General features: G+C 53.6%; 12 protein-coding genes. 8 read left to right on the top strand and 4 right to left on the bottom strand.

Features of this window, described 5'->3' with window-relative positions; translation table 11 throughout:
* Nucleotides 1-32: 32 nt before the first annotated feature.
* The 6 genes from gap (at nucleotide 33) to ONV78_RS18645 (ending at nucleotide 6168) form a co-directional block, all read left to right on the top strand.
* Nucleotides 33-1046 carry a type I glyceraldehyde-3-phosphate dehydrogenase gene (gene gap / locus ONV78_RS18670; protein ID WP_216735678.1) on the top strand — a complete coding sequence of 338 codons (1014 nt, stop codon included), beginning with the start codon at nucleotides 33-35 and terminating at the stop codon, nucleotides 1044-1046.
* A 103-nt stretch (nucleotides 1047-1149) separates the two neighbouring features.
* The gene (locus ONV78_RS18665) at nucleotides 1150-2316 is read left to right on the top strand and encodes a phosphoglycerate kinase (protein WP_279505408.1); all 1167 of its coding nucleotides are present in this window, start codon (nucleotides 1150-1152) and stop codon (nucleotides 2314-2316) included.
* Between the two features lie 120 nt (nucleotides 2317-2436).
* Nucleotides 2437-3501, top strand: a complete 1065-nt coding sequence (fba, locus tag ONV78_RS18660; protein ID WP_216735680.1) for a class II fructose-bisphosphate aldolase — start codon at nucleotides 2437-2439, stop codon at nucleotides 3499-3501.
* A 253-nt stretch (nucleotides 3502-3754) separates the two neighbouring features.
* Entirely contained in the window at nucleotides 3755-4795 is a 1041-nt protein-coding gene (locus ONV78_RS18655; protein ID WP_279505407.1) for an alpha/beta hydrolase, read from the top strand.
* A complete protein-coding gene (locus tag ONV78_RS18650) occupies nucleotides 4792-5451 on the top strand; it encodes an OmpA family protein (protein WP_279505405.1) in 660 nt (219 codons plus the stop codon). Before ONV78_RS18655 ends, ONV78_RS18650 begins: the two co-directional genes overlap by 4 nt.
* Before the next feature lie 258 nt (nucleotides 5452-5709).
* A complete protein-coding gene (locus ONV78_RS18645) occupies nucleotides 5710-6168 on the top strand; it encodes a response regulator (protein ID WP_216735682.1) in 459 nt (152 codons plus the stop codon).
* Between the two features lie 98 nt (nucleotides 6169-6266).
* Here ONV78_RS18645 and ONV78_RS18640 read toward each other — a convergent pair whose 3' ends face one another.
* The 3 genes from ONV78_RS18640 to ONV78_RS18630 all read right to left on the bottom strand — a co-directional run bounded on the left by ONV78_RS18640 (nucleotide 6267) and on the right by ONV78_RS18630 (nucleotide 9577).
* Nucleotides 6267-7547, bottom strand: a complete 1281-nt coding sequence (locus ONV78_RS18640; protein ID WP_279505403.1) for a right-handed parallel beta-helix repeat-containing protein — start codon at nucleotides 7545-7547, stop codon at nucleotides 6267-6269.
* Between the two features lie 184 nt (nucleotides 7548-7731).
* The gene (locus ONV78_RS18635; RefSeq protein WP_279505402.1) at nucleotides 7732-8970 is read right to left on the bottom strand and encodes a right-handed parallel beta-helix repeat-containing protein; all 1239 of its coding nucleotides are present in this window, start codon (nucleotides 8968-8970) and stop codon (nucleotides 7732-7734) included.
* Between the two features lie 124 nt (nucleotides 8971-9094).
* Nucleotides 9095-9577 carry a helix-turn-helix transcriptional regulator gene (locus tag ONV78_RS18630; RefSeq protein ID WP_216735685.1) on the bottom strand — a complete coding sequence of 161 codons (483 nt, stop codon included), beginning with the start codon at nucleotides 9575-9577 and terminating at the stop codon, nucleotides 9095-9097.
* Nucleotides 9578-9803: 226 nt separating this feature from the next.
* Here ONV78_RS18630 and ONV78_RS18625 point away from each other — a divergent pair, with 226 nt between their 5' ends.
* Together ONV78_RS18625 and ONV78_RS18620 are read left to right on the top strand one after the other, a co-directional pair.
* Entirely contained in the window at nucleotides 9804-10619 is an 816-nt protein-coding gene (locus ONV78_RS18625; protein WP_279505400.1) for an SGNH/GDSL hydrolase family protein, read from the top strand.
* A gap of 189 nt (nucleotides 10620-10808) precedes the next feature.
* Complete coding sequence (locus tag ONV78_RS18620; RefSeq protein ID WP_279505399.1) at nucleotides 10809-11852, top strand: hypothetical protein; 1044 nt, start codon at nucleotides 10809-10811, stop codon at nucleotides 11850-11852.
* Nucleotides 11853-11866: 14 nt separating this feature from the next.
* On the opposite strand, the gene ONV78_RS18615 is transcribed toward ONV78_RS18620, so the two are convergent.
* Nucleotides 11867-12988: a DUF4124 domain-containing protein gene (locus ONV78_RS18615; protein WP_279505398.1), complete on the bottom strand. Its 1122-nt coding sequence runs from the start codon at nucleotides 12986-12988 to the stop codon at nucleotides 11867-11869.
* Between the last annotated feature and the right edge of the window lie 7 nt (nucleotides 12989-12995).

Genomic DNA, 12995 nt, shown 5'->3' with positions numbered 1-12995 from the left:
TCCACTTACTAACAGAAGAACGCCTTAGCGGTATGACCCATCGTATTGCCATTAATGGGTATGGCCGGATCGGGCAAAGCGTGTTGCGCGCGTTGTACGAGTCCGGCTATCGCCAATCCATGGAAATTGTCGCCGTCAATGAACTGGCGGACGCGGAAACCATCGCTTATCTGACGCGTTATGACACCACCCACGGTCGTTTCCGTGGGGAGGTGTCTTTACGGGACGGACAACTGATGGTCAATGGCGACAGAATCCGCATCCTGCGTGAAGAAGATCCGGCCAGGGCTCCCTGGGCGGATATCGGAGTGGACCTGGTGTTGGAATGCACCGGGGCCTTTTCCGACCGCATGACCGCAGAAAAACATCTGCGCAGCGGCTCCAGCCGCGTGCTGTTTTCTCAACCGGCCGAAGCCGACGTGGATTACACCGTGGTATACGGCATCAATCACGACGGACTGCGGCAAAGTCATCGCATCGTTTCCAACGCCTCCTGCACCACCAATTGCATCGTCCCCATCATCAAGGTGCTGGACGACAATCTTGGCGTGGAGCGTGGGGTGATCACCACTATCCATTCCGCCATGAACGACCAGCCGGTCATTGACGCCTACCACCATCATGATCTTCGCCGCACGCGCAGCGCGATGGCGTCCATCATTCCGGTGAACACCGGTTTGGCGAAAGGCATCGAAAGACTGTTGCCGTCCATGGTCGGTAAGTTTGAAGCGAACGCGGTGCGGGTGCCGATTATCAACGTATCCATGATGGACCTCACGGTGTGCGTATCCCGTGAGACGGATATGGAGGAAGTTAACGGCTTGCTCAAGGCCGCCTCACAGAACGCTTACACTGGAATCCTTGGCTTTTCCGAAGAGCCGCTGGCTTCCTGTGATTTCAACCACGATCCCCGCAGTGGGGTGGTGGACGCCAATCAAACCAAAGTCAGCGGCGGACGACTGATAAAAATAATGGCCTGGTTCGATAACGAATGGGGCTTCGCCAATCGCATGCTGGATACGTCCGCGCATTGGTTGAGTCTTTAGCGCCAGATCCCGGCCGCCGCGGCGCTCGCCGGGATTTTCCTGCCGACGCCATAGGGAAGGGTTTTAAACGATAACAACTGTTTTGTTGAAATGAGGAACTGTTATGTCTGTGATTAAAATGACGGATCTGGATTTGCGCGGCAAGCGAGTGTTGATCCGTGAAGACCTGAACGTACCCGTCAAAAACGGCAAAGTGACGTCCGACGCGCGTATTCAGGCGGCGCTTCCCACTATCAAACTGGCGATGGAGCAGGGCGCCAAAGTGATGGTGATGTCTCACCTGGGGCGTCCGGAAGAAGGACAGTTCTCCGAAGAAAACTCCATGCAGCCCGTGGGCGCTCATCTTTCCAGCCTGTTAGGACGCGAAACGCCAGTCTTGCGTGATTATCTGGACGGCGATTTTGAGGTGGAAGAGGGCGGTCTGGTTCTGTTTGAGAACGTGCGCTTCAACGTCGGCGAAGGCAAGGATAACGAAGAGTTGTCCAAGAAGTACGCGGCGCTGTGCGATATTTTTGTCATGGACGCCTTCGGCACCGCGCATCGTGCGCAGGCTTCCACCCATGGCGTCGCCCAATTCGCGCCAGTCGCCTGCGCCGGGCCTTTGCTGGCGGCGGAGCTGGAAGCGCTGGGTCAGGCTTTGGATAAACCACAAAGACCCATGGTCGCTATCGTGGCGGGCTCCAAAGTATCGACTAAGCTGGACGTGTTGAACTCTTTGTCGGATGTCTGCGATCAATTGATCGTTGGCGGCGGCATCGCCAATACCTTCCTGGCGGCGGCCGATCACAAAGTCGGCAAATCTCTGTGCGAAATGGATCTGCTGGACACCGCTCGCAGCATTGCGGCCAAGGTGCAAATTCCGTTGCCGACCGATGTTGTCACGGCGAAAGCGTTCAGCGAGAGCGCCGAAGCATCCGTTAAGCCGATTGCCGAGGTGGCGGACGATGATATGATTCTGGATATCGGACCTCAGTCTGCGGCCGCCTTGGCGGAGCTGCTTAAGTCAGCTAAGACGATTCTGTGGAATGGTCCGGTCGGCGTGTTTGAATTCGACCAGTTTGGCGAAGGCACCAAAACCCTGGCCAAAGCCATTGCTGAATCGGATGCGTTTTCCATCGCTGGCGGCGGGGACACCCTGGCGGCGATCGATAAATATGGCGTATCTGATAAGATTTCGTACATTTCCACCGGCGGCGGCGCGTTCCTCGAATTTGTGGAAGGCAAGACCCTGCCGGCTGTGGCCATGCTGCAAAAGCGGGCCGCCGAGTAAGTTTTGGGGACAGACTGTAGTCAGATTGTCGGCTCAGAAAACGCGACGGGCCAAGTATCCGTCGCGATGGTCGATGCGAGAGATTAATTAACTAAAAATTGAACACTAAGGGGAAGAGAAATGGCACTGATTACCATGCGCCAGCTTCTGGACCATGCGGCTGAACACGGTTACGGCGTTCCTGCATTTAACGTCAATAACCTGGAGCAGATGCGGGCCATTATGGAAGCTGCGGACCAAACCGACAGCCCTGTGATCGTGCAGGCGTCTGCGGGCGCCCGCAAATACGCCGGGGCTCCGTTCCTGCGTCACTTGATTCTGGCGGCGATTGAGGAGTTTCCTCATATTCCGGTAGTGATGCACCAGGATCACGGCACTTCGCCGGCAGTATGCCAGCGTTCCATTCAGCTGGGCTTTTCCTCCGTCATGATGGACGGCTCCCTCGGGGAAGACGGCAAGACCCCGACTACCTATGAATACAACGTCGACGTCACTCGTCGCACTGTGGAAATGGCCCATGCTTGCGGCGTTTCCGTGGAAGGCGAGTTGGGTTGTCTGGGCTCTTTGGAGACCGGCACGGCAGGCGAAGAAGACGGCATTGGCGCTGAGGGCGTTCTCAGCCACGATCAGATGCTGACTGATCCGGATGAAGCGGCTGACTTCGTCAAGAAGACCCAGGTGGACGCGCTGGCGATTGCTATCGGCACCAGCCATGGCGCCTACAAATTCAGCCGTCCGCCTACAGGCGACATTCTGGCGATTGATCGCATCAAAGCGATTCACGAACGTATTCCCACCACGCACTTGGTTATGCACGGCTCTTCCTCCGTTCCTCAGGACTGGCTGGCGATCATCAACGAGTTCGGCGGTGAAATTGCGGAAACCTATGGCGTGCCGGTTGAAGAAATTCAGGAAGGCATCAAGTACGGTGTGCGTAAAGTGAACATCGACACCGATTTGCGTCTGGCCAGCACCGGCGCGATCCGTCGTTTCATGGGGCAGAACAAGTCTGAATTCGATCCTCGCAAATACTTGGCTGTAGCCACCAAGGCTATGAAGGAAATCTGCGTGGCGCGTTATGAAGCGTTCAATGCCGCCGGTCAGGCCAGCAAAATCAAGACGATGTCGTTGGAAGCCATGTTCCAGCGCTACTCTCGTGGTGAACTTGATCAGAAGATCAATTGATCCGCTGATCGCTTAAGACCTTAAGGAAGGGAATGACCCGCCGCGATAATGCGACGGGTGTTCCCTTTTTTATTGTTAATCTTGGCGCAAGTCGGATCATGCTAAATTAGCCCCGACCGCGAGCCCGTGATTGGTCTATGCTGAACAGACGTCGGTGTGATATCCGGCGCGAAGATAGCGGCGGCAATGAGTGCTTCGCCAAAAGGAATCTGGGGCGGGCCGGCCCGACCTGAAATTAAGGTTTGATTTTTTCATGACGCCATTCTGGGACAGAGAACTCCTGCGCAAGCAACTGCGTCCTATTTCATTTAAAGACGCGCCCCATCTGACTGAGATAGAAAAACACTACTGCAGTTACTATCGCATCGATAAAGAAACCCGCATTACTGGCGTAGCGCATCGACTGGGATACTTTGAGGCTATTGGTTATCGACTGGCCTGTCATATGTATACGCCTCCCCGGCCGCGCGGTACGGTATTTGTGTTTCATGGCTACTTTGACCATGTGGGACTGTTTGGGCATTTGGTTGAGCATTTGTTGCGCGATGGCTACGCGGTGGTCGCATATGACTTGCCCGGTCACGGACTGTCCAGCGGAGAGACCGTTTCGATCAAGAACTTCGCTCAATATCAGTCTATTTTGGAAGCCTGTCTGATGCTGTGCGACGGCCATATGCCGAAACCCTGGATGTCCGTGGGGCAAAGCACGGGCGGGGCGGTTTTAATAGAGTATCTGTTCAGTAACCGGTTCACGCCTGAAAGCAGCCCGTTCCTGCATTGGGCGTTTTTGGCGCCGTTGGTGCGTCCGCAGGGGTGGCGCTCCGTGGTGATGCTGCATACCTTGTTTGGACCTTTTATCCGTACTTGGCGTCGGGTATTTATGGTCAATTCCAACGACCCCGAATTTATTAAGTTTCTCAAAGACAAAGATCCTTTGCAGTCGAGGGCGGTGTCCATTGACTGGGTGGGCGCGTTGCGACGGTGGGTAAAACGTATTGAAAGCACGGACCCGCTGGAGCAACCTGTCACCATTGTGCAAGGTAAGGAAGACACTACCGTGGACTGGCGCCATAATATTCCGCAATTACAGCGCCTGTTGCCGAATGCGGAAGTGCAATATCTGGAGACGGGACGTCATCAACTGGTAAACGAGTCGCCAGAGATCCGGGCAAGGGTCTTTGGCTGGATCAGTGAAGCTTTTGACAGAGCTATCGCTGGTCAGCGTTCAGCTTCTGTTAAGAAAAATGAAACTACAATTACCGCCAACTCTGATAAATCTGGAGATAGAGAATGAAATTTAAGCTTTGTGCTCTTGTAGTAGCGGGTTCCCTGGCCGCTGGATGCCAAACCTACGATCCCTACACTGGGGAAAAGAAAACCGCTAACGCAACTACCGGCGCTGTGATCGGCGCGGTTGCTGGAGCAGCAATTGGCGCGGCCACTTCCAGCAAGAAAGATCGCGGCAAGGGCGCTCTGATCGGCGCAGCTGCGGGTGGCGCTGTAGGCGGCGGCATCGGCTACTACATGGACAAGCAAGAGTCTGAGCTGCGTCACCGTCTGGAAGGCACTGGCGTACGCGTAGTGCGTAACGGCGACGAGATTACCCTGGTTATGCCTGGCAACATCACTTTCGATACTGGCCGTTCTGATGTCAAAGCCAACTTCTACGATACACTGGATTCAGTTGGTCTGGTCTTGAAAGAGTTCGATAAAACTATTATTCAGGTTAGCGGCCACACTGACTCTACCGGCAGCCTGGACCTGAACCAGCGTCTGAGCGAGCAGCGCGCCGGCAGCGTTGGTCGTTACCTGATCTCCCAAGGCGTGGCGAGTTCACGTGTGCAAACTATCGGTTACGGTCCGCGTTATCCTGTGGCCACCAACAGCACGACTGAAGGCCGCGCAGCCAACCGTCGCGTTGAGCTGAAACTGGTGCCAATGCAAGGCTAATCGCCAGCTGCATTTGCTGAAAAAGCCAGCCTCAGAAGGCTGGCTTTTTTCGTTTCAGGGGCAAGCTCGGCCTTAGCCCTCGATTTAAACTATGCTTAAATCGACTAATCGCCAGGGAGCGGTCCATCTGGCGGGTTATGATCAGCCCGATGTCCGTTTACGTCTTCTCATTGTCCGCGTCTCGCAGAAATGTGACCTTCCCGCCGTCAATCCCTGAGCGAACCGTTGAATAACAGGTTTCATAAGGAGCGGAAAAACGTGTCTTATGCAGATTACCGTTTAATGGAAAGCAGCACATCGCACAATCGCAGGGTTCTGGTGATTGAGGACGATCAGGACACGGTGGACCTCATGCGCAGGGTTCTGGAGCGTCGGGAAGTTCGATGCCAGTGCGAGTTTGTGGATAACGGCGCCAAGGCGATGTTCAAGGTTCACAACGCCCACTTCGACCTCATTCTGGTGGATTTGGGGCTGCCAATCGCCAGCGGCTATGAAGTCATGCAGGCGATCCGTAAATCGGATCATAATCGTTTTACGCCCATTGTCGTTCTAACGGAATCCACCCATGAACGCACAGCGATTGAGTGTTACAAATCGGGCGCTTCCAGCCTGATCAGCAAAAGAATGGAATATGGGATACAGGATTTTTACGACACCATTTACTCGATCTTCTATTATTGGTTGTCGAAAAATGAGTTTCCCAAGACGGAGTATTAGCGATGTTTGGGCTAGGACTGAAGAAGAGGGACGCTGCCAGGGCAGTTTGCGGCTGCCCTGGCGACGCATTAATCACATGTGAGAGGAGTTAGTTCTCCTCACTGACATTGATTATTCAGGACTGTACCTTGCCCTTCAAACTGGAAGTTGGGGCCGCCATTGCTCTCGTTGTCGCAAAAGTTGTTATTTCGCACATTCATCCCAGAGTTTTGGCTCATTACGCGTACGCCGCCGTTGCCATAGACTTTGGGTTCACGCCAAGTTCCACTGGAGCCCCAGCCGTTGCCGTGCACTTCGTTTGTAGCCTCGCTTCCTGAAGAAATGGTGGTATTGTCGCCGTCTTCCACATAAATACCCCACCATCTGCAGCCTTCTATTGTGTTGGCTCGTACATCTACGTTTTGCCCTTTCTCAATGAATATACCCATGCGATCGCAATTATATATTTTATTCCCCGAGATCTTGACGTCGGGCGAACCCGCCAGGACATGTATGCCGTAAAGAGTATTACGGATAACGTTGTTTTTAATGATATTTCCGCTACCAGAAGGGCCGTGCACATCTTCGCCGACGCCAATTCCTCGGCCTAACGTCTTGTCGTTGGGATTGCCCACGATGGTATTGTTTATGACGAGGTTGTCGTACTCGCCTGACCCATGTAGATCAATGGCGTCTTGTTTTGTGTCTTTGAAGTAATTGCTGTTTACAGTGATACCGTGGCTGGGGCGGTTTATTTTTTTGTCCCCTTGAATCACTACGCCGTGACGAATATCGGGGCCATAGAAGTAGCTGTTATCCACTCTGCCTCCATTACACCCGCTTGTGTAGACCACGCCATAGCCATGTCCTCCATCGCTCGTATTCGTTGCATCCTGAAACCGGGAGTTGGCGACTCTGCCGTTGACGGTGTTATAAAAATAAACGGCATGCTCTTCAAATCGGTGAAAACTGCTTTCATTAACGCTGACGTTTTCAGAATCTATGATGGAAATCAGCTTATTGACTCCCTCTGGATGGATGGTTTTCAGTCTCAGCCCGGATATGGTGACCGAAAACAGGTACCTGCCTTTAATTAAGGTTTTATGTTCGTCGTCATTGTCCTTACTGGTGTATACCGCAGTAATCGTCGATTTGGCGTACCCCGCGCCTTTCAAGTTAACACGACTCTTCAGTATGATTTCCTCGCGGGTGTGAAAGGTTCCTTCAGGGATGATGACCGTATCGCCATCACGAGCGGCGTTAATGGCGGCGTTGATGGCGATGGAGTCATCGTCGCTGTGGTCGTCTGGCGTGGCGCCGTAGTCGATGATGTTCAAGTTGGTGGCGAAACAGGCGCTGGAGAGCGCGCACCCAAACAGGGCTCCTAGTGCTGATTTCATAAAATATCCTTTGTTTCTGATGTTTAGGGTGGTTGGTGCGTCTAACTCCGCAGAGCGGAAGCGCAATATGGAAGCCTGGGGTTTGACGCCAGGCATATGACGGTCCAAGTTGACGCGAGTTCAGCCTGCCTGACCTTGGTGGGGCGGCAGGCTGTAGTCCCGCAATTTCAAGGACCCAACGAAGTTATTGGCAAAGGTTGTTTTTAACCGTGCCCTGGCCTGCGAATGAGAGGTTTACGCCGCCTTTGCTTTCGTTGTTGCAGAAATCGTTGTCCTGAATATCCAGACCTGAATTGTCTGCATCAACGCGCACGCCCCCAAAGCTTGAGCCGCCCAGTCCGTTGTTATGGACCTGGTTGCCTGTCTCCGCTTTACGAATGACGGTGTTGTCTCCTTTTTCTACGTAAATGCCCCATTTTTCACAGCCCTCGACTTTATTGTCGCGAATATCCGCATCGGGACCATTCTGGATGTAAATACCGTAGCGCTTGCAGTCGTAAATTTCGTTGTATCGGATGGTGACGCTGGGGGAGCCGGTCAGTACATGAATGCCGTAACGGGTATCGCGGATAACGTTGTATTTGATGACGTTACCGCTTCCTGAGGGGCCGTGAACGTCTTCGCCGACGCCAATTCCGCGTCCAATAGTGTCACTGTCCGGGTCGCCTTGGATGGTGTTGTACATGACATAGTTGCCGTACTCGCCGTAACCATGCAGGTCGATGGCGTCTTGAGCGGTATGCACAAAGCGGTTGTCCCTGATCACGACGCCGTGGCTGGGACCGTTGGCGTCTCCGCCTTGCACGACGACGCCATGACGGATATCCGGGCCATTAAAGTCGCTGTTTTCTACTCGGCCGCCTTCACATCCATCGGTGTAAACCACGCCATAGCCATAACCGCCAGTATTAATTTCGGTGGCTTCCTGAAACTTGGAGTTCAGAACCTTTCCGTTCACGGTGTTACTGAAGTAAACACCGTGGCGTTTGAATCGGTGGAAGCTGGCGTCGTCGATAGTGACGTCGGAAGAGTTCTTGATATAAACCAGCGCTTTAACGCCGCCGCTCAAGTTGGTTTTAAGCCGCAAGCCGGAAATGGTGACTTTAGTGACGTTCTTACCTTTAAGGGCGATATCTTCTGGATCATCCCCCTCAAATAACGCTGCAATGCCTGACTTGGCGTAGCCCTCTCCTTTCAGGCTGACGTTACTTTTCAGGTTGATCGTTTCGCGAATATGGAATGTCCCTTCAGGAACGATGACGACGTCCCCTTCGCGGGCGGCGTTGATGGCGGCGTTGATAGCGATGGCGTCATCATCGTTGTAGTCATCCGGCGTGGCGCCGTAGTCGACGATGTTCAAGTTGGTGGCGAAACAGGCTCCAGAGAGCGCGCACCCAAACAGGGCTCCTAGTGCGGACTTCATAAAATATCCTTTTGTTTCTGATGCTTAGGGTAGTAAGCAGTGTGCAGGCTATGCAGCAGAGGGGCAATATGGGGTTTACCCTAAGGTTGGAAGTTAGGAAAAAGTTGCTTCGCTCTGCGGGATATCAGTTCGCCCTGTTTTTGTGATTATTGAGCAGGCTGCGGTCGCCTAACGTCAGCACGTCGATTAATTCCGCTAATCTTCGAGTGGCTTCGGGAGTGCGCTCCAGCAACATTTTTACGACGTACTTGAAGTGAATGTCTTCTTCCCAGCGGCTATAAAGGGTGTCCAGCGCATGCTGACTATTGCGGGACTTGCGAGGCCCGTTGACGCCAGTGAGCAGGTAGTAAGGTTCCTGCTCGAAGTAGTGACACAAGGCGAGCAGCTCTGGATAGTCTGGCATTTCTGTGCGGTTGTTCAATTCCCACTTGGCGTATCGGCTGCGACAAAGCGGGTGGGGGCGGTGCTGTATTAAGGGCAGAAGCTCATTGACGCCATCCACCACCTTTTGCTGGGTGTAGCCGAAATGACTGCGCAGCTCTTTCAGGCGCAGGGCAAAGTCGCTTTTTCGAAATTGGCGGGGCTGGTGGAAAAATTCCGCATTCATGATTCTACCGCTCTGCTTTTTGAAATGTTCTGAAAACAAACATTATTCAGCATATATGCTTTGTTACGTTCCGCCATGTAACAATCGTGCGTTTTTCAATGTGCTCGGAGTTGTTATAAATGCGTTACATCCTGATAGCGAACTGTCGCCAAGTTTGTCCCGGCGGCAGGTGTCCCGGATGGCTAGAGGGTGAGGTACTGGTTAAACCACATGGAGATCAAGAATAGTGAACGCATTACAACTGATTGTGAGACTACTGCTCGCCACAGGAATTTTCCTGACCACTTCCGTCGCAGCGATCGATAAGCCCGTGTTGCTGATAGGCGCTTCCTACGCCAGTGGCGATACGCCTCTAAACTCCGACCTGCAGGGACCATTGTCGGGGATATCGGTTGGTTCAGGAGATTATGTCGACCTGGGTAACGCATTGATGCGATATGGGGTGAAAGTCAAAAGCGAGGCGCAGGCGGGGGCCACCACATTCAGCCGTATCAGTTGTAATCCGGAGTGCGGCTCTGCGCGTTGGGACAGTTACGAGACGCAACTGAAAAAAGCGTTAATGCGGGTGGCGCAATATGACCCATCTGGTTTTGCTGGATACAACGCGGATTATGTGATTATCAGTATTGGCAACGACTGCCTGCATTCCGATTCATTCGGTATCGAACAGTCTAAAACTGTCCTGTGCAGCAATGCGGAAATGAATGCGGCGGTGGATCGCCTGATTGCTATTGGCCAACAAGTACTGGACCTGGGCCTCACCCCCGTATATCCCCTTTATCCGAATCCGGATGATCTCGATCTGTCTCTTTTCGCCAATTTATCCGGACTGACCTGGGCGATGAGCAATGATGATTTTAAATTCTTCGGCCGCTTATATGCGCGCCGGATTCATGATGAGCTTGAAGGCGCACTGCTGGTGAATCCCTGGCGTACGTTCGAACATCGCGGCGATGGCATTCATCCTGATGAAGAAACAGTGATGAAAGGGGCGCGTAGAATTCTGTGGGCGATTCAAGAGTACGAAGCCTCTCGGCAGTGACGCCAGCGGACTGCAGTTAACGCTGTGAGAGCCTATCGCAGCGTTAACTGAGCCGGGGTGTTTGTCTGGGCGTGCATGGGCGTCGTTACGTCTTGTCGTCTCGCTATGCGATACTTTTATCGCTGATGTGGTTATGGGTTACTGTGAAAGCTAGGCTTTCAGATACCTTTTCCTTTCTGGAGACGTACCGTGACGGCGATTTTTTACTTATATATCCTGCCCAGCCTGAAAATCCTTTTTGTATTGGCTTTAGCCGTCCTTCTTTTGTTCGCCTGTCGCAACGGGCTTCGTCGTAGGCCAGACTATCCTCTGGACTGGTTCAGCGCCATTGGCGTGCACCTGATCCTGGCTATTGGCGTCGCGGGCGCCGTCGGTGCGACGATTCTACTTCCTTCCACTGTTTCCGGTATGGAGGGATTGGGTGTCTTCTATCTGTGCGTGTTGGTGCTGGCGCCCGCCATATTGACCCTGTTTGTATGGGGCCTCTCCGCCGCTTATCGCGTTTCCATGGCGCATATTGCTTTGTTACTGTTTCGTATGCTGATATTGGGGGCGACGCCAGTCTGGTTAGTGGAGGGGACGTCCGGTATTTTTATTCAGGGAGAGTGGGATGCGAGACGAAGTTTGACCGCTTCGCCCAAGGCGGCTGACGGCGTTATAGAATTGGTGGGAAATGAAGTCTGGCGCATGCCTGATGGCGAGATGATCAGGCATGCTGTTTTACAAAAGCCTGCTGGAACAGAGGTGCTGCGCTTGAACCTGGAGTTGGATGGCAAGCGCTATGAGGATATTGAGCATCTGGCGGTGACCTATGCATGCTGGTTGGATGACGAGCTGCATATCGTCACTCCAGTGGAGTCGGAGGTCGCCATCGGTTATATCTGGAGTTCTGACCCATACAGCAGCAATGAAAGCGCCATTCGCGTCGACACGGACGCTTCCCTGTCCAGCGACTACAGGCTGGACGAAGAGCAGGGCAGTCTGACGCTGCCATTCCCGACGCCCTATAACATGCTTCGTTTCAGTCAGAAGGCTGGTGAAGCAAAGAATCCTGTCTGGATGCAGGCGGCCTCTGCGCTGGTCAATCCGCCACGCTCCGCCGCCTGTCTGCATGGGAATATTGAGGTGGAGCCGCGATACCGGACTGTCGGCTTATTTATGACTAATAGCCGCCCCGGCAACGCCAGGGAGCGGTTCTGGCAATGGTCGCTGGATGGGAGCGGCGCACAATAGCGACGAGCCTGAGATCAGAGCAATTTGGCCAGGTGCCCCACATCCCCCATCGCCCCCGTGACGACTCCGAGACTATCGACCTGGCTGCAGGGCGATTCGGCAAGGCCATTAAAAATGTCTGCAATCACACGACGACCTTCGCCGGAGCTGTTCAGGTACGCCACCAATTTATGTGACGCCATATAGTTGCTTTCCGCGCTGGCGTTATAAAAGTCCTGATGCTCCGTAGCGAGCAGCTGGTTAATGGCGTTTTCGCTCAAATCAATGGGGAGCGCCTTGTAGGGCAGTCCGCCGTGTTCCAGGTACTCCGCCATGCCTTCGTTGAGCCATGTAGGCATGGGGCCGACCAGGCCCGCCAGAACAGCGTGAACCACTTCGTGCTTGGCGATAGCGACCGTGGTCTCCATCTGGTCCTCGTTAACCATATAAATGGTGTTGGCCCCGTGGGAGAAGAACGCGGCGGCGTTGAAACCGGGGAACACTTTTTTACGCAGGGCTTCGTACTCAGCGCGATCACCGTAAAGCTCCAGGTTAAGAATGATCTGTCTACGGCGTTCCGGCGCGAGATACGCTTCCAGTTGTGTATAAACCTGTTGGGCGGCGGCTCGGATCTTGTCTTCCACCAGGCCGTTGCGTGGCATGCCTTTGCTGGTCAGCTTGAAATCGAAATACTTCTTCTGTGAGGCGTAGCTTTCGCCCACGAATTGCGCGCTTTTGTTCTGGGCGCTGTCAGAAAAATGGACGCGTCCATTGGCGTCAGTCCATTTGTAAATCTGTGGGGTTTCCACGTCCCGGATGTCGCGAGTGGCGGTCTTTCCGCACATGGTTTGAGGCAGAGCGCTGTGCGCCATTTGCCGCAAAGCGCTCATGACATTGGGCGCTGCGTCTTTTGATGAAGTAGGCGATGATGCTGGCGCGTCAGGCATGGGTGTCCTGTCCGTCAACGATTCTGCTTCGGGCGGTTGCTGAGGTGTTTTACCCAGCAGGGCAAGTAAATTAGCTTCGTGCAGCCATGAGGGATCTTGCGGCAGGCTCAGCGCGTTCAGATAGGTTCTGCGTTGATCCGGCGTAGAGATAAACCAGACTGCGGGAACCAGCGCGACAACCACCAATAATTGCAGCAACCATCTTTTCATCTAAAAA

This window comes from Hahella sp. CR1 (assembly GCF_029813005.1).
Taxonomy (GTDB): Bacteria; Pseudomonadota; Gammaproteobacteria; order Pseudomonadales; family Oleiphilaceae; genus Hahella.
Note: the sequence above shows the minus strand (reverse complement) of the source record. Positions and strands in the feature narration are given on the sequence as shown.

Coding starts and splice junctions, on each gene's coding strand:
- gap (WP_216735678.1), top strand. CDS start 33: ATGACCCATCGTATTGCCATTAATGGGTATGGCCGGATCGGGCAAAGC.
- ONV78_RS18635 (WP_279505402.1), bottom strand. CDS start 8,970: ATGAAGTCCGCACTAGGAGCCCTGTTTGGGTGCGCGCTCTCTGGAGCC.
- ONV78_RS18665 (WP_279505408.1), top strand. CDS start 1,150: ATGTCTGTGATTAAAATGACGGATCTGGATTTGCGCGGCAAGCGAGTG.
- ONV78_RS18640 (WP_279505403.1), bottom strand. CDS start 7,547: ATGAAATCAGCACTAGGAGCCCTGTTTGGGTGCGCGCTCTCCAGCGCC.
- ONV78_RS18655 (WP_279505407.1), top strand. CDS start 3,755: ATGACGCCATTCTGGGACAGAGAACTCCTGCGCAAGCAACTGCGTCCT.
- ONV78_RS18630 (WP_216735685.1), bottom strand. CDS start 9,577: ATGAATGCGGAATTTTTCCACCAGCCCCGCCAATTTCGAAAAAGCGAC.
- ONV78_RS18650 (WP_279505405.1), top strand. CDS start 4,792: ATGAAATTTAAGCTTTGTGCTCTTGTAGTAGCGGGTTCCCTGGCCGCT.
- ONV78_RS18615 (WP_279505398.1), bottom strand. CDS start 12,988: ATGAAAAGATGGTTGCTGCAATTATTGGTGGTTGTCGCGCTGGTTCCC.
- fba (WP_216735680.1), top strand. CDS start 2,437: ATGGCACTGATTACCATGCGCCAGCTTCTGGACCATGCGGCTGAACAC.